The following is a 19,957-nucleotide window of genomic DNA, read 5'->3' as shown; positions in this document are numbered from 1 at the left end:
ATAGGGGTGTAACGCGGGGCTCGTTGCGTTGAAAGCCCACTTTCGCGTGAGTTCGGCCAAATGACGCTTGTTTGATTTGCGACTGAGGCATTCCGGTCATAGATTGGCGCAAAATCGCGCAAGATAGTAGGGCGAAGACATGAGTGAAGATCAAAAACTGAAATTGGGACGGCGGACCTTTTTGGCTGCTGGCGCTGCATTTGTCGGCGCACCGGCACTGGCGCAGGATGTAAATTCCACAGCGACAACCGAAGTTGAACGCGACATCACTGAGACCGTTCGCCGGAACACGTCGAGCTTCCGCACCATGAAATGGGAGCCCTATTTCGACAACCTGAAGAACGGCGCAATCTTGGTAGATATCACCAGCCGAGCGCTGCATTTTTGGGCAGAAGATGGGAGCTATAAACTCTATCCGAGCTCGGTTCCTTTGACAGAAGATCTGACACGCCGTGGTCGTACAAAGGTTATTCGCAAAGTCGAAGGTCCAAGCTGGCGCCCAACGCCATCCATGCGCAAGCGTAATCCTGAATGGCCAGAATATGTTGGTCCGGGTCCAGATAACCCGTTGGGAACCCACGCGCTTTATCTGAGCTGGACATACTACCGAATCCACGGAACCCATGACACGCGCAAGATCGGGCGTCGTTCATCCAATGGTTGCGTTGGTCTCTACAACGAGCATATTGCCGAACTGTTCGGATTGGCGAAAATCGGCACACAAGTGTTGCTTATTTGACGACAAGGGGGCTTCTGGCCGAAAATTTCCCCATGTTTAGGTTTGCAAACCCTCTGGTTTACTGTTTACACCTGAACTACGAGGTAAGTCTTGGGGGCTTGCGTCGCATTAAACATGACGTAAGCCAAATTCTTGGAGGTTACTATGAAAAAACTCGTTCTCGCAGCAGCACTGACTGCAGCAGCATCCACTGCATTCGCAGGCGGCATGTCCGAACCAATGGTTGAAGCACCAGTTATCATGGAAGAAGCAGCGTCTTCTTCTTCTAACTTTGTTGTTCCTTTGCTGATCCTAGCAGTGGTAGCAGCAGCGGTTTCTTCTAACTAAGCTATCAATCGGCAGTAATGCTGATCTAAAATTAAAAGGGTGCCGCGCTTGCGGCGCCCTTTTTCGTTTTCCGGATGGCATTCCTAAGCTTGCGCGAGCTACGCTCCAATACGCTTAGAGCCAACCGCCCAGGTTTTCCTTCGCAATTGTCGCCAAGGCTTGAATATGGGCATCGTCATCGTTGAGACAGGGAATGTAAGTGAAGTTTTCACCGCCAGCTTCTTCAAAGCTCTCTTTTATCTCTTCGTTGATCTCTTCCAGTGTTTCGATGCAGTCGGCTGAGAAGGCTGGTGCGATCACCGCGATGTTCTTTTTACCGGTCCGCGCAAGGCGCGCGACTTCTTCGACCGTATACGGCTTTAGCCATTCCTCCGGGCCAAAGCGGGATTGGAAAGTTGTTACGAGATCCGTGTTCTCCCAGCCCAGACGCTCTTTCAGCAGCCGCGAGGTTTTCGCGCACTGGCAATGATAGGGATCACCTTGCTGCAGATAACGTTCTGGCATGCCGTGATAGCTGACCACAAGAATATCTGGGCGCTTGTCCATTTGCCCGTAGGCGGTTTCAACAGATTGCGCCAAAGCCTCGATATAGTCGGGGTGGCTCGAATAAGCGGGCACTGTACGCGCGGCTGGTTGCCAAGCTTCTGACATCAAAGACCGAAAGAAACTGTCGTTTGCTGTTGCGGTCGTCGCCCCTGCGTATTGCGGATAGAGCGGGAAGAACAGAATGCGCTCACAGCCTGCTTTAACCATTTCGCGCACCTTGGATTTGGTGGACGGGTTGCCATAGCGCATACAGAAATCCACCATCACCTTGTCGCCATAAGCTTCATTCATCACCGCGCGGAATTTTTCGGTTTGGGCTTTGGTGATGGTCATCAAAGGGCTTTCGCCTTTGTCATGGTTCCAAATCGATTTGTAAGCTTCGCCAGAACTAAACGGTCGTTTGGTTAGGATGATCAGTTGGAGCAGCGGTTGCCATTTCCATTTCGGATAATCGATGACGCGTTGATCCGATAGGAATTCGTTCAGATAACGGCGCATTGGCCAATAGCTGTAATGATCAGGTGTGCCGAGGTTGGCCAGCAGGATGCCAGTCTTGCCACGGGGTACCTTCGGGTGATCGGCTGGCGCATTTTCTGGGCTGGTGGCTGACATGATGGCGTCCTGCATTGGGTTCGGTTTGGTCTATCTGAGATAGCGTTCTGATGGCCTAGGTCAAAGAGGAAAACGAACTTTATTCAGAACTTGGGCAATTTGTCTTCTTTAGTGCCCAATGCATCCGCCAATCGATGTTCTGCAGACCCCGGTCGCAGTGGTTTTGGCTGCGAGGCATCAGGGGACCAGCCGGTCATAAAAATGAACTCAAAAGTTGCGATAATACGGCCGTCTTCCGAGTAATTCTCGGCGTAAATCTCTGCGGCACGTTCAAGCACATCTCGACGTGTGAAGATTCTTTTACGGCCAGAAAGCGCGCTGGTTTCGCCCATAAGGCGCAAATCACGCATCAGGCGGAATGCGCTTTCATAGCTGACTTTTTGCGGGAAGGCATCGGTGACAGGTAAAGCAAACCCTGCGCGTTGCAAAAGCCCACCAAGGTCGCGAATTTCTCCCATAGGCAGGATACGAGGCGACAGGCCACCGGATATTTCGGATTCGGCCTGCGCGAGGCTTGCGCGCAGTTCGTGTAGCGTCTGGCCGCCAAATCCTGCGGTTAGCAAGAGCCCATCGTTTTTCAACGCATGACGGCACTGGATCAACTGCCCGACAGGGTCATTGGCCCAATGCAGACACATGGCATGGATCACGAGATCATGCGCGCCGGGTTTAAGTGAAAGCACTTCGTCGTCAGGGACAACAATAGCGTTGTCCAGACGACCTTCCCAAATATGCGGAAATCCCGTGACAATCGCAGGGGATGTAAAGGTTCTGTTAACCATTGATAGGCGATCTTGCAGGTCGTCGGCCGCGGTGGTTTGCAGGAACATTCCGCCATCGTGGTCGGCACGATGTCTGTGCGCCAAAAGGGCGCTGCGATCGGTGAGAAGCGGAGTGTTCTGCATGGTGCGGACCATATGATCCCTCGTCGGCAAGTTCAAACAGCCTTGCAATTGATTTTCCCCCCCCGGTGTATCGGCTGTGGTGATTTGGTCGAGATCGACTTTCAGCTCTGTGGTCGCTGTTGGAGCGATACCCCCTTTATTCGCGGTGTGATTTGCGATGTTTGCGGTGCGCCGTTGCCTGGCGAAGAGACAGGGCAGACCGAAATTTGCGACGATTGTATGCGGACCCCGCGGCCATGGGAGCAGGGGCGCGCTGTTTTGGTCTATGAAGATAAGGCAAGGCAGATGGTGATGCGATTGAAACACGGAGATCGTCATGATGTAGTTCACCCAGCAGGACGCTGGATGGCCAAGGCTGCGCGCGTGCTTATTCAATCTGACACAATAGTTTGTCCCATTCCCCTGCATTGGGGTCGGTTTTTGCGCCGCCGATACAATCAATCCGCCCTATTGGCCGATGCCATGGCACGTCAACTGAACCTGCGCCATATTCCAGACCTACTGCTGCGGTGCCGCGCAACAGTCAGCATGGAGGGCATGTCAAAGGCGGAGCGATTTGCGAACCTAGATGACAGTATCATCGCGAATCCCAAGTTCGTTGATCACATCCAAGGCGCAGATATTCTGCTAGTAGATGACGTCATGACCAGTGGCGCGACATTTGCCGCAGCGTCAGAGGCGTGTTTGGCAACAGGTGCAGATCAAGTGAACGTGATCTCACTGGCACGCGTTGCAAAGCGTCCCTAGATGGCTCAAGACTGAGACAACGCAACGAATAGGCCGCTGGGTCACATAAAGGTTCACGATATGGCACAGATCGAAATTTACACCCGCCCAATGTGCGGATTTTGCACCGCTGCAAAGCGCCTTTTGACAAGCAAAGGTGTGGCTTTTGTAGAATATGACGGTTGGAAAGAACCCGCGCGCAAGGATGAGATGATCCAGCGCAGCAATGGTGGCCGCACTTTCCCGCAGATTTTTGTTGATGGCAAACACATTGGCGGCTGTGATGACATCATGGCGCTGGAACGTTCTGGCAAATTGGACCCGTTGCTGGCCGCCTAAATGAAAACCGCGCTTCTGCAGATCACCTCGTCAGATGACCCTCAGCAGAACTTGGCTGTGGTCAAAGAACAGATGGCGCGGGCGGTGGCAGATGGCGCGGGCTATGTGCTGACACCTGAGGTCACAAATTGTGTCTCGGGCAGTCGCACGTATCAAACCGCCGTATTGAAGCAAGAGGCCGAGGATGAAACCCTCGCTGGCCTTCGCGATGCGGCTGCGCGGCATGGGATTTGGCTGACTATAGGGTCACTGGCTTTGAAGACCAAAGATGCCGATGGGCGTTTTGCCAATCGCCAGTTCCTAATTAGCCCAACGGGCGATATTCACGCCCGTTACGATAAAATCCATATGTTTGATGTGCAGGTGTCTGAAACAGAGACCTACAGGGAATCCGCAGGCTATCGACCAGGCGAGCAAGCGGTCGTTGCGGAAACGCCCTTTGCCAAGATCGGTTTGTCGATCTGCTACGATCTGCGTTTTCCGCAGTTCTTTCGCAAACTCGCAAAGGCCGGGGCCGAGGTGCTAATGGTCCCATCAGCGTTTTCCAGCGTCACCGGAGCGGTGCATTGGCATCCGTTGTTGCAGGCAAGGGCCATTGAAACGGGCTGTTGGGTGTTGGCACCTGCGCAGACAGGCATCCACGTGGCCAGTCGAGGCCCGCAGCGCAAAACCTATGGGCATTCGCTGATTATTTCCCCTTGGGGAGAGATCCTGCAGGATGCCGGCACGGATCCCGGCATCATCTTCATTGATTTGGACCGTGAAAAAGTGGCAGAAGCACGCAAGCGCATTCCGTCGCTGACGCATGACAAGGATTTCGATGGCCCAGAACGCAAATGACTCCAACGCATTAGCGGTTTCTCTGTTCAGCGAAATCTTGATGGCGGATCAGTTGGCGCGCAGCCGTCTGACCAAGGCGCTGCCCAAGGGGATGGAGCTGTCGCATTTCTCGGTTTTGAACCATCTGGCACATTCCCACGGAGAGAAAAGCCCGGCGCAACTGGCGAAGGCCTTTCATGTGACGCGTGGTGCGATGACGAACACCTTGGGCAAGCTTGAAACCGCAGGCTATGTGCATATCCGGCCTGACTGGGACGACGCCCGCCGCAAGATGGTAGCGATTAGTCCAGCAGGTCAGGCCGCCCGCGATGCGGCGCTGGCTGGCATTGCGCCGCTCCTGAACGAGGTGGTCACAGAGCTGGGAGAGCACCGCGTGCGAGGCGTGTTGCCCGTGCTGCGGGAGTTGCGGGTGAAGCTGGAGGACGACGGGTGAAGGGCCGCAAGGGCATGAACCTGTTTGCGGTCGTTGCGGCTGTGATTTTTCTTTTGGTTTATACGGTGCCGACTTTGCGGAATGCCGCGGAGGTTGAGGCCTGCGCAGAACAGGGTGGGCGTTGGATGCACTCTGAAGGGGTTTGTGAGCGGTAGAAACCCTTATGCGTTGGAACGAAGTCTCACAGTTTTTTCACAGCGATGGATCGCTTCGCGACATTATCGTGGGCGAAACCACGATAGTGGATTGGGAAAAGCTGATGGGTCTATCGCGCCAAATTGGCGAAGTGTCTTATATCCGTGACGGTGCGTTGACCGCACTTCCATCTTCCGCCGAGTCGATATTCGAAGATTCGGACCATGCGCATTGCATGAGGCTGCAACTTGATGGTCTCGTTTTGAATACTGGGTTTTATCTTGTGGATGAGATCGAGGTGGATATTGACCCCCGCGAGATAAACTCTCAAGCGGATTTAGATACAGTCTTGGGATTCTGTGAAAAGTTGAGTCTTACGCTAGGGCGTGACGTAAGTATTACCGACGAGGGCGATATATTAGCAACCCTGTTGAAATTCTCATTCAAACTAAGAAGCTGGGAGAATTCTCAATTTTCACTTGAGCAAATTAATCCCGCCAGTCGCCAACCGAATTGACGATGGAATCAATTTCTTCATCAGTTAGAAAACGCTGACCGGCTTCGCCGTTTTTTCGCTTGATAAACGTCACTGCGGCATATCTTGATCCTCCGCGCGCAATCAGTTGGCGAGCATGATCCAAATAGATGTTTTTCCAAAAGATTTCAGACCTAAGTCGCAGTGACTTAATTTGGTCCTCTTGATCGATTTTGAAATGTGTTCGAAGTGCTTTGGTGATCGACGAGTCGGATGCACCCTGAGCCTCCGCCCGTTGTATAAACTCTATCGCGGTTTCTGAGGGCTGAGGTTCGGTTTTCAACATCGTGCTTCGGACCCATAAGACTATTGTCGCCTAATCATTTTGAACAGATCAAGTTGGATACACAATGGCAAGCTGAGTTGAATTTACCCAGCCTTCAAACTCGTCGTTACATAGTTCACGCTCAGATCCCGATCTGAAATCGACCAGCTCCAGCCCAGCGGATTGAACACAAAACCTTTACGGTCCACCGGTTTCAGACCGCCGGTTTCTAGCATCGCGTATAGCTCATCTGGCGTGATGAACTTGTTCCACTCATGAGTTCCTTTTGGCAGCCAGCGCATGATCCATTCGGCACCCATGATGCCCATCGCAAAGCTTTTGGCATTTCGATTCAGGGTCGAGCAGATCATCAGACCACCCGGTTTCACCAATTGCTGGCAGACTGTGATGAACTCCTGCGGATCAGCGACGTGTTCGACGACCTCCATGTTCAGAACGATGTCAAACTGCTCGCCTGCCTCAGCGATGGCCTCGGCGGTGGTGTGGCGATAGTCGATCTCTAGGCCCGACTGTTCCGCATGTACCTGCGCGACGGGGATGTTGCGCTCGGCGGCATCGGCACCAACAACGGTTGCCCCTAGACGCGCCATTGGCTCGCTCAGCAAACCGCCGCCGCAACCGATATCCAGCAGCGTCAGGCCCGCAAATGGCTTATCGGACGCCAGGTCACGATCAAATTCTGCGGCGATTTGACGGGTGATGTAGTCTAGGCGGCAGGGGTTAAGCATATGCAGTGGCTTGAACTTCCCGTTCGGGTCCCACCATTCAGCGGCCATGGCCTGAAACTTGGCGACTTCAGCCGGGTCGACAGTGGTCATCGTGGGTTGCATTCTAGCCTCCATGTGCTCATTTGGGCGCGCAATACTATATAGATCGAATATGGACAAACATTCAGGACATAAAAGCGCAGCGCAGAATTTATTTCCGCCGATCGAGCCGTTTGATCAGCGGATGATGGATATGGGTGATGGGCATACGATTTATGTCGAACAGTCGGGTCGGCAAGATGGTATTCCGGTTGTGGTGTTTCACGGCGGCCCCGGCGGCGGGGCAAGCCCGGCGATGCGACGGTATTTTGATCCAAGTGTGTACCGGATCATTCTGTTTGATCAGCGCGGATGTGGACGCTCAAAACCACATGCCTCGATTGAGGATAATACCACCTGGCATCTGATTGCGGATATCGAACGCATCCGCGAGGCGCTGGGCATTGATCAATGGGTGGTCTTTGGCGGCAGCTGGGGCGCGACATTGGCGTTGCTTTATGCGCAGACTCATCCTGATCGGCCTGTGGCTTTGGTGCTGCGCGGCGTATTCCTGATGATGCAGCGCGAACTGGATTGGTTTTATGGCGGTGGCGCTGGGCAGTTTTGGCCAGAGGCTTGGGCACGGTTTGCCAATATCGTTCCTGAGGACGAACAGGATGATATGATCGCGGCCTATCACAAGCGGCTGTTCTCCGGAGACCATGCGACTGAGGTGAAATACGCCAAGGCCTGGGCCGCCTGGGAGAACTCTTTAGCGTCGATGGCCTCAAACGGCATGTCAGGGCAGCCCAACGCTGAATACGCGCGGGCGTTTTCTCGGCTAGAGAATCACTATTTCAGCAACGCGGGCTTCTTGGATTTTGACGGTCAGATCCTCGCGCATATGGATAAGATTGCGCATATTCCCGGCGTCATTGTGCAGGGGCGCTATGATATGATCTGCCCGCCACATTCTGCCTATGCGCTGGCAAAAGCCTGGCCAAATGCGCGATTGCGAATGATCCGCGATGCTGGCCACGCGCTGAGTGAGCCGGGGATTACGTCAGAACTCGTGCAGATTATGAAAGACTTCGTGAAGCTATAAATATGCGTTTGCGTGGTTGCTATTCGCAGCGATCCGCGCTTTCCTGTTGGCTGGTTTTGACCGAGGACACTTGAACGATGACTCGTTTGGACAGACGTAGCCTTTTGAAGACCGGCGCTGCAGCCGGTGTTCTTGCGGCGTCTGGTCTGCCACTGGGTGCCGCTGCGCGCCGGGGGGGCGTGTTGCGATTGGGTGTTGGCGGAGCTCGCACCAGTGACAGCTGGGATGCACGGACACACGCTGGGCAGTTTATGATCATGGCCGGTCACGGAGCGGTCTTTGATACGCTGACGCAGGTCGCTGCGAGCGGCGAGCTGGTTGGTGAATTGGCCGAACGCTGGGAAGCTTCGGCGGATGCCAAGCTTTGGACGTTTACTCTGCGCAAAGGCATTGAGTTCCATAACGGCAAATTGTTTGACGCGGATGATGTGATTGCTTCGCTGCGGTTGCACTTAGATCAAACTGTACGCTCTCCGGCACGCGGGATCGTGGCATCGATCTCCGAGATGACGGCCGTAGAGACCCATAAGGTGCAGTTCCGGTTGGCCGCGCCTAATGCGGACTTCCCGTTCTTACTGGCTGACTATCATCTGTGCATTTATCCGTCTGACAATCTGGGCCTCGCTTTAGCGCAGGGGATTGGCACGGGGCTTTATAAGGTCATCGGTTTTGAGCCCGGTAAGCGCGCCATGTTGGGCCGCGTGCAGGGGCACTACAAAGATGGCAAAGAGGGCTGGTTTGATGCGGTCGAACTGATTGCGTTGAATGATCCAACCACGCGTGCACGGGCTTTGATGACGGGTCAGGTCGATGCGATCGATGATTTTGATCTGGCACGTAAAGCTGAGTTAAAGGCGCACAAAGCGCTGCGTTTGTCTGAAGTTGTGGGCAATCAGCACCTTGGGTTTTCCATGCGTGCTGATCAGGCACCGTTTCATGACGTGAATCTGCGCCGTGCATTGAAGTATTCTATCGATCGTCAGGCCGTTGTGGATCAGGCCCTTTTTGGGCATGGCCGTGTGGCACAAGATCATCCAATTGGTCCTGTGAACCAATTCATGGCGATGGGTGCAGATGCAACTGCTTTTGACCCAGACAAAGCGCGGTTCTATCTACGCAAAGCTGGGGTGAAACAGCTGAGTGTGACGATCCCGGCCGAGGGGCAGGATCATTCAGCGATGGGTCGTTTGGCGAGCGCATTTGCGACTTCGGCAGAAGTTGCAGGACTATCCGTTGCAAATCAAGATTCGCATAGGGATTTGACGCTTCAAGCATCGGTTTGGTCAGGGCGCATCACTGAAGATTGGATGTTCACAATGATGGCGGGCGACAGTCCTTGGAACGCTAGTCATTGGGAGAATCCACATTTCCAACATCTTCTGCTGAGCGCGCGTGCTGAGCTGTCGACCACCAAACGGCAGTCGCTTTATAAAGACATGCAGACATTGATGTCTGATGAGGGCGGAGCGCTGATCCCGGCCTTTGCGCATTTTGCCGATGCGCATCATGATCGACTGCGCCATGGCGCACAGGTCGGCAATCTTTATGCGCAGGACAGTGGGCGCATGATTGAACGATGGTGGTTCTCTTAACGCAGTCTTCCCCTGCGTCTGTGCACAGAGTTAAGCGTTTGTGGATTTCCACTCTGCATATAGGCTGAGCTCAAGGACACAGCCACATCATGCCAAGAGGGTTAGCCATGTCAGACGCACCAATCATCGAAGAACGTGAAAACGGGCCACTTATGGTGAAGGGCATCACGCATTTGCGGATGCCTGACGGGTCCGATGTTGAAGCCAAACCGGTGATGGCGCTGTGTCGGTGTGGAGAAAGTAAAAATAAACCCTTCTGTGATGGTAGCCACAAAGACGCTGGATTTGAGAGCAGGGGTGGTACGCCAGCCGGTCGGGATCGCCTGCTGACCTATGAAGGCAAAGATATCTCAGTGACGTTCAATCCGCTGCTGTGTTCACATGCCGCGCAATGTGGAAAATTGGCGAAACACATCTTTAATGCAAATGAACGCCCTTGGGTGCAGCCAGACAATGGTACGGTTGAAGAAGTCAAAGCTGTGATCGCGGCCTGCCCGTCAGGCGCTTTGGCTTTGGCCGATGTGGATGAGCCGCATTTGACTGCGGAGCGTGCTCAAATTCAAATTGAGAAAAATGGCCCCTATTGGGTTTTGGATGTGCCAAGTCCGGTGCCACCGCAGGCAGAGAACATGTCAGAGCGGAAGTATGTACTGTGCCGCTGCGGGAAGTCTGGCAACAAACCGTATTGTGATGGGTCGCACCGTGATGCGAAGTGGCGGGATGATTAGAACCGGGGCAAGCTGATGCTTTGAGGTTTTAGGGTCGCGCTCGCTTTTGTTCGCGTGCTAAAAGGGGTTGGATGGTTTAGTACCCTTAGACGGTTGCGGCACTACAAATTCTATGGTTTGGATTTTCGCCAACATACTTAAGTTCCGTCAAACAAGTAAGGATCTCTCCCATCACAAAGTTTGACCTCAAAACGCTATCACCAGCGCATCAAGACGTGGTTACAAACACCCGACTATGGCTTGAGAAAATGGTCGTCGGATTAAACTTATGCCCATTTTCCTCAAGCGTTATAGCCCGAGGTCAAGTGCGCTATGCCGTATGTGACGCCACATCTGATACAGAGCTAAAGCAGTTCTATTTGAATGAACTTGAACGTCTGCTTGGGGCCAACGAAAATGACATTGCAACCAGCTTGCTGATGTTTACCCAAGGACTAGAAGCCTTTGATGACTACCTCGATGTACTCGATTGGTTTGAGCAGTTGTTAGAGCAAGCCGATCTGACAGAGCATGTCCAATTGGCGTCCTTTCATCCACAATATCAATTTGAGGGTGTGGCGCGGAACGATCTTAGTCACTTTACCAACCGCGCGCCCTATCCAACCATTCATCTTCTGCGTCAGGATCAGATGACCAAAGTCCTTGCTCAGGTTTCGGATCCCGAGAAGATTTATGAAGATAACATCGAAACATTGAAAAAACTTGGTCGCCAACAGGTCGAAAAACTTTGTCCCTGGGGTAAATAAAACGATTTGCATCGTCGCGTGGACGCTGTTGTCCGTAGAGTGCTGCCAATATCCCCTAACCGACCATCGTAGGTTTTTTCATCGAGATAGCCCTGTTTTGAAACGGCACTTGCAGACTCAGGGCTTTGTGCGTATATGCCTTTTCAACAGCGGCGCGCTGGACCTTCGGGTCGAACGCACCACCGGAATTTCCAACGGGCCGCGCGCCCGTTTTTTTGTGCCTGCTTCAGTGGATGGACACGATATACATGAGCAACTTGATTGCAAAAACAGCGATGGATCGGCGTTTGGCTGATATTGTTGCCCCAGTCATCGAAGACATGGGGTTCGAACTGGTCCGTCTGCGCTTGATGGGTGGCAAAACCAATACGCTGCAGATCATGGCGGAACGCCCTGAGGGCGGGATTGAAGTGGACGAATGCGGCCAGATCAGCACTGCTGTCAGCGCCATTCTGGATGTCGAAGACCCGCTTGAAGATACCTATGTGCTTGAAGTTGGCAGCCCGGGCATTGACCGTCCGCTGACCCGTTTGAAGGACTTTGAAACCTTCGAAGGTTATGACGCCAAAATCGAAACCACAGAACTGATCGATGGTCAGAAACGGTTCCGCGGCATTTTGGCTGGCGTCGAAGGCGAAGAGGTTCTGGTGAACATTGACGCCGCAGGCGAAGTGCAAACCGTTGGTTTGCAGATGGATTGGTTGGCTGATGCCAAGCTGGTTCTGACTGATGAATTGATCGCCGAGATGCTGAAGCAGCGTAAAGCGGCTGGCAATCTGAACGAAGATACTATTAACGAGACCGAAACCGACACCGGTTCCAAGGAGGACTGAGTAAATGGCAATTACCTCTGCAAACCAGCTAGAGCTTCTGCAAACTGCCGAAGCCGTTGCACGCGAGAAGATGATCGACCCAGGTTTGGTTGTCGAGGCGATGGAAGAATCGCTAGCCCGCGCGGCTAAGTCTCGCTACGGCGCGGAAATGGACATTCGTGTTCACATCGACCGCAAGACCGGTAAAGCGACCTTCACACGTGTGCGCACCGTGGTTGAAGATGAAGAGCTGGAAAACTACCAGGCAGAATTCACCGTTGAGCAAGCCAAACAGTACATGGAAGCTCCGGAAATTGGCGCAACTTACGTGGAAGAAATTCCACCAGTTGAACTGGGCCGTATCGCAGCGCAATCCGCGAAACAGGTTATTCTGCAGAAGGTCCGCGAAGCAGAGCGTGATCGTCAATACGAAGAGTTCAAAGACAAGGCCGGTACCATCATCAATGGTCTGGTGAAGCGCGAAGAATACGGCAACGTTATTGTTGATATCGGTCGTGGCGAAGCGGTTCTGCGTCGTAACGAAAAGATCGGCCGCGAAAGCTATCGCCCGAACGATCGTATCCGCGTTTACATCAAAGACGTGCGTCGCGAACAGCGTGGCCCACAAATCTTCCTGTCCCGTACAGCGCCAGAATTCATGGCAGAGCTGTTCAAAATGGAAGTGCCAGAAATCTATGACGGCATTATCGAAATCAAAGCTGTGGCCCGCGATCCGGGTTCCCGCGCGAAGATTGCTGTGATCTCCTTTGATAACTCCATCGATCCTGTTGGTGCCTGCGTTGGTATGCGCGGTTCTCGCGTGCAGGCCGTTGTCAACGAGCTGCAAGGCGAGAAGATCGACATCATTCCTTGGAACGAAGATCAGCCAACGTTCCTTGTGAACGCACTGCAGCCTGCAGAGGTGACCAAGGTTGTTCTGGATGACGAAGCCGGTAAAATCGAAGTTGTTGTTCCAGAAGAGCAGCTGTCTTTAGCGATTGGTCGTCGTGGTCAGAACGTGCGTCTGGCGTCTCAGTTGACCAACCTCGACATCGACATCATGACCGAGGCGGAAGAATCCGCACGTCGTCAAAAAGAATTCGAAGCCCGCACTAAACTGTTCGTGGATGCGCTGGATATCGACGAATTCTTTGCACAGTTGCTGGTTTCCGAAGGCTTCACAAACCTCGAAGAAGTGGCCTATGTCGAAATCGACGAGCTGCTGGTCATCGATGGTGTTGACGAAGGTACAGCTGGTGAATTGCAAACACGTGCTCGTGAATACCTAGAAGCCGCTGCAAAAGCAGCCTTGGATGCAGCGCGTGCGCTGGGTGCTGAGGATAGCCTTATTGCATTTGAAGGCCTGACTGCCCAAATGGTAGAAGCGCTGGCGAAGGATGATGTGAAAACATTGGAAGATTTCGCGACCTGCGCTGACTGGGAATTGGCGGGTGGCTGGACAACAGTCGATGGCCAACGCGTTAAAGACGACGGCGTTCTGGAACCATTCGGCACAACTTTGGAAGAAGCACAGGATATGGTTATGACCGCCCGTGTCGTTCTGGGTTGGGTTGATCCTGAGGAATTGATCGCTCAGTCCCAAGAAGATGGCGCTGAAGAAACTGTTGAAGGCGAAGAAACTGCTGAATCTGTGTTTTCAAGCGACGCGGCTCCTGAAGCCTAAGACTTAAGGACGAAACGACATGTCACGCGGTGGTCAGCCGAAAAACCGGGAAGACGGCCCGGAACGCAAATGTATCGCGACAGGTGATACCCAGCCCAAACACGGGCTGGTGCGCTTTGTGGTTGGGCCTGATGACATGGTGTACCCGGACGTGCTGGGCAAATTGCCCGGTCGGGGCATGTGGGTTTCTGCAGATCGCTCAGCGATCGAAAAGGCAGCATCAAAGGGCGCGTTCGCGCGCTCTGCCAAGACCAAGGTCAAAGTACCTGAAGGATTGGCCGATGAAGTCGAAAGACAATTGGTACGTCGGGTGGTTGATTTGATTAGCCTGGCGCGCAAATCCGGTGATGCAGTTGCTGGATACGAAAAAGTGAAAGACTGGCTCTCGAAAGAGGTGGCGCAGGTTCTGATTCAATCTTCGGATGGATCTGGACGCGGAAAATCGAAACTTAGCACGCCGCACTACGGCAGCTACATCGGTTGGCTGACCACAGAGGAGCTTGGATTGGCTTTTGGGCGACAAACTGTGATACATGGGGCGCTTGCGTCTGGTGGACTCACGAAAAGAGTTGTAGAGGAAGCCCAAAGACTAAAGGGCGTACGCGAAATTACGGCGGCAGGGGCCGTCGGAAAGGGTAAGACAGCTAGATGAGCGATAACGACGGTAAAAAGACTCTGGGTCTACGTGGCGCAGGTGCCCGTCCGGGTAACGTAAAGCAAAGCTTTAGCCATGGCCGGACCAAGAACGTCGTGGTGGAGACCAAACGCAAGCGCGTTGTGGTGCCAAAGCCAGGCGCAGCGAAACCAGGTGTGACCCCAGGTCGCCCGGGCGGAGACCCTTCCAAACGTCCCGGTGGGATTACCGATGCGGAAATGGCGCGTCGTCTGAAGGCATTGCAAGCCGCGAAAGCGCGCGAAGCCGAAGACAATGAGCGTCGCGCTACTGAAGAGCGTGAGCGTGAAGAGTCACGCAAGCGTCGTCGCGCCGAGGCTGAAGCCAAAGAACGCGAACAGCGCGAAGCGGAAGAAAAGGCGAAAGCCAAAGCGGAAGCTGAAGAGCAAAAACGCAAAGATGCAGACGCCGCAAAACGCGCCGCTGCAGATGCTGCCGCCGCTGCGAAATCGGCCCCTAAGGCCGCGCCCGCTGCTGCTGCAGCAAAACGTGAACCAAACCACAAGCCAGCACCTTCGGCGACACCGCGCAAAGCGGATCGCGAACGTGATCAGCGTGGTCGTGGTCGCGGAGGCCAGAACGATGGTCGCCGTTCCGGTAAACTGACTCTCAGCCAAGCCACCGGTGGTGCGGGCGGTCGTCAGAAATCCATGGCAGCCATGAAGCGTAAGCAAGAGCGCGCGCGTCAAAAGGCGATGGGTGGCACGGTTGAGCGTGAAAAGGTGATCCGTGACGTGCAGCTGCCAGAAGCCATTGTTGTTTCTGAGCTGGCGAACCGTATGGCGGAACGTGTTGCTGACGTTGTGAAATCGCTCATGAACATGGGCATGATGGTGACGCAGAACCAAACGCTTGATGCGGATACTGCAGAACTGATCATCGAAGAGTTCGGCCACAAGGTCGTGCGGGTTTCAGACTCTGATGTTGAAGATGTCATCACAGATGTGGAAGAGAAAGAAGAAAACCTTCAGGATCGTCCTCCGGTCATCACCATCATGGGCCACGTTGACCACGGTAAAACATCCTTGCTGGATGCGATCCGTGACGCGAAGGTTGTTGCAGGCGAAGCCGGCGGCATCACCCAGCACATTGGTGCGTATCAGGTGACCACCGACAGCGGCACAACCCTGTCCTTCCTTGATACTCCGGGCCACGCGGCGTTTACGTCCATGCGGTCCCGTGGTGCTCAGGTGACTGACATCGTTGTTTTGGTTGTTGCGGCGGATGACTCTGTGATGCCACAGACCATCGAGGCGATTAACCACGCGAAAGCGGCAGAAGTGCCGATGATCGTTGCAATCAACAAATGTGACAAACCAGCGGCTGATCCAAACAAAGTGCGCGCAGAACTGCTGCAGCACGAAGTGATCGTGGAAGCCATGTCTGGTGAAGTTCAGGACGTTGAAGTCTCTGCCATCACCGGCCAGGGCCTAAATGAACTTCTGGAAGCGATTGCGCTACAGTCTGAAATTCTGGAACTGAAAGCCAACCCTGATCGCGCCGCTCAAGGTGCTGTGATCGAAGCGCAGCTTGACGTGGGCCGTGGCCCGGTTGCGACTGTTCTGGTTCAGAAGGGTACGCTGCGTCAGGGTGATATCTTTGTTGTGGGTGAGCAGTACGGTAAGGTCCGTGCGCTGATCAACGACAAGGGTGAGCGCGTTGAAGAAGCTGGCCCATCCGTTCCGGTTGAGGTTTTGGGTCTGAACGGCACACCTGAAGCAGGTGACGTTTTGAACGTGACCGAAACGGACGCTCAGGCGCGCGAGATTGCGGAATACCGTGAAAAGGCCGCCAAAGATAAGCGTGCCGCAGCAGGTGCAGCGACTACTCTGGAACAGCTGATGCAGAAAGCGAAAGAAGACGAGAACGTCTCTGAGCTACCAATTCTGGTCAAAGCTGACGTGCAGGGATCTGCGGAAGCTATCGTTCAAGCGATGGAAAAAATCGGCAACAACGAAGTGCGCGTGCGCGTCCTACACTCTGGTGTTGGTGCGATCACGGAATCTGATGTTGGTCTGGCCGAAGCCTCCGGTGCACCAATCATGGGCTTTAACGTCCGTGCCAACGCATCTGCGCGAAACACTGCGAACCAAAAGGGCGTTGAGATCCGCTACTATTCCGTCATCTACGACCTCGTGGATGATGTGAAAGCGGCGGCATCTGGTCTGCTTTCTGCGGAAATCAAAGAGAACTTTATTGGTTACGCGACCATTAAAGACGTCTTCAAAGTGTCCAACGTTGGCAAGGTTGCTGGCTGCTTGGTCACTGAAGGTGTGGCACGTCGTTCTGCAGGTGTCCGCCTGCTACGCGATAACGTGGTGATCCACGAAGGCACGCTGAAAACCCTGAAACGCTTCAAAGACGAAGTTGCAGAGGTCATCTCTGGTCAGGAATGCGGTATGGCGTTTGAGAACTACGACGATATCCGCGCAAATGACGTGATCGAGATCTTTGAGCGTGAAGAAGTAGAGCGTTCTTTGGACTAATGGTCCCTACATTCTGAATATAAAGAGCCCGCCTTGATGGCGGGCTCTTTGTTTCTAGCTGGCACAGGAATGAAGACATGAAAAAAGCGCTCGTGCATTTCTGCAAGAGCGCCTTTTTAAGGAGTGTTATCAGGTTTCAGACTGGCTTGCCTTGATAGATTTTATCCCCAACACGGACAGCAATAAGCCCGTTCGGAAGAGTTTTTACGAAAAAGCCCTGCACGGAAATGCAGCTGCCCATCATGATTGTCTTCAGCATGTCCAATCCCCCCAGATTGATTTGACATAACGCTAAGATAGATCGCGGTTCTTCTCTGACAGCACATAAATCGTCAGACGTATTCTTAATCGCGCAAAAAGTTAACTTTGCCAAGAAAAAATAGGGGTTTCCTACTCGAATGAACTTGATTTCCCGCCAAAATGTTAAGGCTTTTATAACCAATCTCGCAGAATTGGGATCAATGGAACATCTGCAGGTGGCATCGGATAGTTTTTGAAATCCTTTGGCAAAACCCACTTTAGCGTTTGGCCTTCGCGTGCAATCGGGGTGCCTTCCCATTTTCTGCAGGCAAAGAGCGGCATCAGTAAATGAAAGTCTTCATAGCTGTGGCTTGCGAAGGTTAGTGGCGCAAGGCAGCTAGCCCAGGTGTTGATGCCCAACTCTTCCTCAAGTTCGCGGATCAATGCCGCTTCAGGTGTTTCTCCTGGTTCGATTTTTCCACCGGGGAATTCCCATAGGCCAGCCATAGATTTGCCTTCCGGGCGCTGCGCTAGCAGCACCCGCCCGTCTGGATCGATCAGGGCGACAGCGGATACTAGAACTGTTTTCATCTGCCAGCCTTATGATCTGTAATCTGCATTGATGGAAATATAGCCATGGGTCAAATCACAGGTCCAAACCTTGGCCTGACCTTCGCCGATGCCCAGATCCACAGTAACAACCAGATGATCGCGTTTCATATAGGCGGCGGCATCGTCTTCGGAATAACCCTCAGCAACCCAACCTTTATCGGCAACCAGTATGTCCCCGAAACGGATCGACAAAAGATCACGATCAGCGGCAGCTCCGGATTTACCAATTGCCATCACCACACGGCCCCAATTCGCGTCTTCGCCGGCAATCGCGGTCTTCACCAAAGGTGAATTTGCAATGGCCAATCCATGAGTCTTTGCATCCGCATCATTGGCGGCACCCGTCACTTGGACCTCCACAAATTTGGTCGCGCCTTCGCCGTCTTTCACGACGAGGTGGGCGAGCTCTAACATCACCTCTTCTAAGGCATCGCGAAATGCGCCTTTTGAGGAGGTAATTTCAGCGCCAGATGCACCGGTTGCACCTAGTAAAAGCGTGTCTGATGTCGAGGTATCGCTGTCGACGGTGATGCAGTTGAAAGTTGTGTCTGTTAGTTCCGAAAGGATTTGCTGCAACAGAGGTTGGGCTACTTTCGCATCAGTGAAGATGTAGACCAGCATTGTCGCCATGTCTGGCGCGATCATGCCAGAACCTTTGGCTATGCCAGCGATTTTTACCGGCGTGCCATCGATTTCAACTGAGACCGTGGCTCCTTTTGCGAAGGTATCCGTGGTGCGGATCGCTTCCGCGGCGCCCTCGATGCCGGCAGCATCTAATCCAGCCACCAGATCGCCGACTTTCGCGGTGATCTTGTCGTGTGGTAAGCGTTCGCCAATGACACCGGTGGAAGAGGTGAAAACCCGATCTTCCGGCAGGCCAGTGGCTTCTGCGATTGATGTGCTGATTGCTTTGACAGACCCTTCACCTGCGCGCCCCGTAAAGGCGTTTGAGTTGCCAGAGTTGATAAAAAATGCCGCGCCGGAGCTCGCATCCCCACCAAGTTTTCGTTGGCAATCCAAGACGTTGGCAGATCGTGTAGCAGAGCGTGTGAACGTGCCAGCAACGGCACTGCCCGGCGCAAGTGTAATCAGACAGACGTCTTTGCGATCTTTGTATTTTACACCTGCTGCATCAGAGGCAAACTGAACGCCTTCGATGACAGGCAATGCTGGAAACTCCGCCGGAGCCAGCGGAGAAATATTTTCAATTGTCGCCAACTTAATTCTCCAGCAAATCTGTTTGCTTCAAGATAGCAGGATCAATGTCACCAGCGGCAGCTGTGTCTACTTCAATTTCTGTTTCCAAGCGAGCCAATTCAGCTTCGATGATTTGACGCTGCAATTCACCTTCAATCTGAGGGCGCACAGACGCTAACTCGGGGGCTGATGTTTGGCGCGCATCGTTCAAGATGATCACGTGCCAGCCAAACTGGGTTTTTACAGGATCAGACACCTGCCCTTTTTCCAATGCGGCGGCAGCTCCTTCAAAGGCTGGAACCATTTGACCTGGGCCGAACCAACCCAATTGGCCACCATTTGGTCCAGAAGGGCCGGTGGATTTGGCTTTGGCTGTTTCAGCGAAGTCAGCACCGCCGCGAATGTCTTCGGCAATTGCTTTGGCTTCTTCTTCTGTTTCGACCAAAATATGTGAGGCGTTATATTCAGGTGTGCCTTCGAAATTTGCGTAGCGCGCGTCATAGGCTTCTTGGATGGCCGCATCGTCGACTTTGTCTTCGACAAGCTGGGACATTGCGGCGGTTGCTTTCATTGCTGTGGCCTGTGTGTCCAGCTCAAGTTGCAAACGTTTTGGAAGCTCGCCTTCAAAAGCGCTGCTCAGTAGAGCCTGTTGCACCAACTGTTCCAGAATGCCGTTGAACAAAACGTCATCAGGAAGTGATTGATACTGTGGATCAAGCCCAGCGCGAACAGCCAGCATATGGCCGACTGTAATGTCAGAACCAGCAACGGTTGCGACAACCGTGTCTGCATTGACCGAATCGTCTGCAAACGCAGGTGTTACAAGCATAAGAGCAATGGCGGAGCCACGCAGGAAATTGAGGGTTTTTGACATCGTTTCGTCCTTGGTTTTACCCCAAGTGGGGGCCGCACT

Annotated in this window: 24 protein-coding genes; 16 read left to right on the top strand and 8 right to left on the bottom strand. The window is 53.4% G+C overall.

Annotation, left to right across the window (positions count from 1 at the left end; genetic code table 11):
- Positions 1-139: 139 nt before the first annotated feature.
- Together JXQ85_RS01460 and JXQ85_RS01455 are read left to right on the top strand one after the other, a co-directional pair.
- Positions 140-739 (top strand): L,D-transpeptidase, encoded by a 600-nt coding sequence (locus JXQ85_RS01460; protein ID WP_421747073.1) that lies wholly within the window; start codon positions 140-142, stop codon positions 737-739.
- A 144-nt stretch (positions 740-883) separates the two neighbouring features.
- The gene (locus JXQ85_RS01455) at positions 884-1,066 is read left to right on the top strand and encodes a hypothetical protein (protein ID WP_421747072.1); all 183 of its coding nucleotides are present in this window, start codon (positions 884-886) and stop codon (positions 1,064-1,066) included.
- Positions 1,067-1,180: 114 nt separating this feature from the next.
- Here the strand turns inward: JXQ85_RS01455 and hemH are convergent, their stop codons facing one another.
- A complete protein-coding gene (gene hemH, locus JXQ85_RS01450; RefSeq protein WP_421747071.1) occupies positions 1,181-2,239 on the bottom strand; it encodes a ferrochelatase in 1,059 nt (352 codons plus the stop codon).
- A 68-nt stretch (positions 2,240-2,307) separates the two neighbouring features.
- On the bottom strand, positions 2,308-3,129 hold the full coding sequence (locus JXQ85_RS01445; RefSeq protein WP_421747070.1) for an SAM-dependent methyltransferase: 822 nt from the start codon (positions 3,127-3,129) through the stop codon (positions 2,308-2,310).
- On the opposite strand from JXQ85_RS01445, the gene JXQ85_RS01440 reads away from it, so the two are divergent.
- Genes JXQ85_RS01440 through JXQ85_RS01415 form a run of 6 tightly spaced genes read left to right on the top strand, consistent with a single transcriptional unit; the run spans position 3,019 to position 6,119 of the window.
- Complete coding sequence (locus JXQ85_RS01440; RefSeq protein ID WP_421747069.1) at positions 3,019-3,876, top strand: double zinc ribbon domain-containing protein; 858 nt, start codon at positions 3,019-3,021, stop codon at positions 3,874-3,876. The two genes, JXQ85_RS01445 and JXQ85_RS01440, sit on opposite strands and share 111 nt — an antisense overlap.
- Before the next feature lie 60 nt (positions 3,877-3,936).
- Positions 3,937-4,194, top strand: a complete 258-nt coding sequence (gene grxC / locus JXQ85_RS01435) for a glutaredoxin 3 (RefSeq protein ID WP_421747068.1) — start codon at positions 3,937-3,939, stop codon at positions 4,192-4,194.
- Complete coding sequence (locus tag JXQ85_RS01430; RefSeq protein WP_421747067.1) at positions 4,195-5,034, top strand: carbon-nitrogen hydrolase family protein; 840 nt, start codon at positions 4,195-4,197, stop codon at positions 5,032-5,034.
- Positions 5,015-5,467, top strand: a complete 453-nt coding sequence (locus JXQ85_RS01425; protein WP_421747066.1) for a MarR family winged helix-turn-helix transcriptional regulator — start codon at positions 5,015-5,017, stop codon at positions 5,465-5,467. Before JXQ85_RS01430 ends, JXQ85_RS01425 begins: the two co-directional genes overlap by 20 nt.
- The gene (locus tag JXQ85_RS01420) at positions 5,464-5,622 is read left to right on the top strand and encodes a hypothetical protein (RefSeq protein WP_421747065.1); all 159 of its coding nucleotides are present in this window, start codon (positions 5,464-5,466) and stop codon (positions 5,620-5,622) included. The genes JXQ85_RS01425 and JXQ85_RS01420 overlap by 4 nt, the downstream gene beginning before the upstream one ends.
- Before the next feature lie 8 nt (positions 5,623-5,630).
- The gene (locus JXQ85_RS01415; RefSeq protein ID WP_421747064.1) at positions 5,631-6,119 is read left to right on the top strand and encodes a hypothetical protein; all 489 of its coding nucleotides are present in this window, start codon (positions 5,631-5,633) and stop codon (positions 6,117-6,119) included.
- Here the strand turns inward: JXQ85_RS01415 and JXQ85_RS01410 are convergent.
- A complete protein-coding gene (locus JXQ85_RS01410; protein ID WP_421747063.1) occupies positions 6,091-6,423 on the bottom strand; it encodes a hypothetical protein in 333 nt (110 codons plus the stop codon). The genes JXQ85_RS01415 and JXQ85_RS01410 overlap by 29 nt on opposite strands.
- 83 nt (positions 6,424-6,506) lie before the next feature.
- Entirely contained in the window at positions 6,507-7,253 is a 747-nt protein-coding gene (ubiG, locus tag JXQ85_RS01405; protein WP_421747062.1) for a bifunctional 2-polyprenyl-6-hydroxyphenol methylase/3-demethylubiquinol 3-O-methyltransferase UbiG, read from the bottom strand.
- Between the two features lie 49 nt (positions 7,254-7,302).
- Here ubiG and pip point away from each other — a divergent pair, with 49 nt between their 5' ends.
- The 8 genes from pip (at position 7,303) to infB (ending at position 16,995) form a co-directional block, all read left to right on the top strand.
- Positions 7,303-8,274: a prolyl aminopeptidase gene (pip, locus tag JXQ85_RS01400; RefSeq protein ID WP_421747061.1), complete on the top strand. Its 972-nt coding sequence runs from the start codon at positions 7,303-7,305 to the stop codon at positions 8,272-8,274.
- A 77-nt stretch (positions 8,275-8,351) separates the two neighbouring features.
- Positions 8,352-9,866, top strand: coding sequence for an ABC transporter substrate-binding protein (locus JXQ85_RS01395; RefSeq protein ID WP_421747060.1), 1,515 nt, complete (start codon positions 8,352-8,354; stop codon positions 9,864-9,866).
- 107 nt (positions 9,867-9,973) lie between these two features.
- Positions 9,974-10,594: a CDGSH iron-sulfur domain-containing protein gene (locus JXQ85_RS01390; protein ID WP_421747059.1), complete on the top strand. Its 621-nt coding sequence runs from the start codon at positions 9,974-9,976 to the stop codon at positions 10,592-10,594.
- A 215-nt stretch (positions 10,595-10,809) separates the two neighbouring features.
- Positions 10,810-11,340: a DUF1415 domain-containing protein gene (locus JXQ85_RS01385; protein ID WP_421747058.1), complete on the top strand. Its 531-nt coding sequence runs from the start codon at positions 10,810-10,812 to the stop codon at positions 11,338-11,340.
- Positions 11,341-11,588: 248 nt separating this feature from the next.
- The gene (gene rimP, locus JXQ85_RS01380) at positions 11,589-12,173 is read left to right on the top strand and encodes a ribosome maturation factor RimP (RefSeq protein ID WP_421747057.1); all 585 of its coding nucleotides are present in this window, start codon (positions 11,589-11,591) and stop codon (positions 12,171-12,173) included.
- Positions 12,174-12,177: 4 nt separating this feature from the next.
- Positions 12,178-13,836 carry a transcription termination factor NusA gene (gene nusA / locus JXQ85_RS01375; protein ID WP_421747056.1) on the top strand — a complete coding sequence of 553 codons (1,659 nt, stop codon included), beginning with the start codon at positions 12,178-12,180 and terminating at the stop codon, positions 13,834-13,836.
- Between the two features lie 19 nt (positions 13,837-13,855).
- Positions 13,856-14,488, top strand: a complete 633-nt coding sequence (locus JXQ85_RS01370; RefSeq protein WP_421747055.1) for an RNA-binding protein — start codon at positions 13,856-13,858, stop codon at positions 14,486-14,488.
- Complete coding sequence (gene infB / locus JXQ85_RS01365) at positions 14,485-16,995, top strand: translation initiation factor IF-2 (protein ID WP_421747054.1); 2,511 nt, start codon at positions 14,485-14,487, stop codon at positions 16,993-16,995. Before JXQ85_RS01370 ends, infB begins: the two co-directional genes overlap by 4 nt.
- A 136-nt stretch (positions 16,996-17,131) precedes the next feature.
- On the opposite strand, the gene JXQ85_RS01360 is transcribed toward infB, so the two are convergent.
- The 4 genes from JXQ85_RS01360 to JXQ85_RS01345 form a co-directional block, all read right to left on the bottom strand.
- Positions 17,132-17,254: a hypothetical protein gene (locus JXQ85_RS01360; RefSeq protein ID WP_421747053.1), complete on the bottom strand. Its 123-nt coding sequence runs from the start codon at positions 17,252-17,254 to the stop codon at positions 17,132-17,134.
- 173 nt (positions 17,255-17,427) lie between these two features.
- The gene (mutT, locus tag JXQ85_RS01355; protein WP_421747052.1) at positions 17,428-17,826 is read right to left on the bottom strand and encodes an 8-oxo-dGTP diphosphatase MutT; all 399 of its coding nucleotides are present in this window, start codon (positions 17,824-17,826) and stop codon (positions 17,428-17,430) included.
- A gap of 9 nt (positions 17,827-17,835) precedes the next feature.
- A complete protein-coding gene (argJ, locus tag JXQ85_RS01350) occupies positions 17,836-19,065 on the bottom strand; it encodes a bifunctional glutamate N-acetyltransferase/amino-acid acetyltransferase ArgJ (RefSeq protein ID WP_421747051.1) in 1,230 nt (409 codons plus the stop codon).
- A gap of 1 nt (position 19,066) precedes the next feature.
- Positions 19,067-19,918 carry a peptidylprolyl isomerase gene (locus tag JXQ85_RS01345; RefSeq protein WP_421747050.1) on the bottom strand — a complete coding sequence of 284 codons (852 nt, stop codon included), beginning with the start codon at positions 19,916-19,918 and terminating at the stop codon, positions 19,067-19,069.
- Between the last annotated feature and the right edge of the window lie 39 nt (positions 19,919-19,957).

The sequence above is a fragment of the Cognatishimia sp. genome (genome assembly GCF_049116455.1).
Taxonomy (GTDB): Bacteria; Pseudomonadota; Alphaproteobacteria; order Rhodobacterales; family Rhodobacteraceae; genus Cognatishimia.
This window is presented reverse-complemented; position numbering and strand designations above follow the sequence as displayed.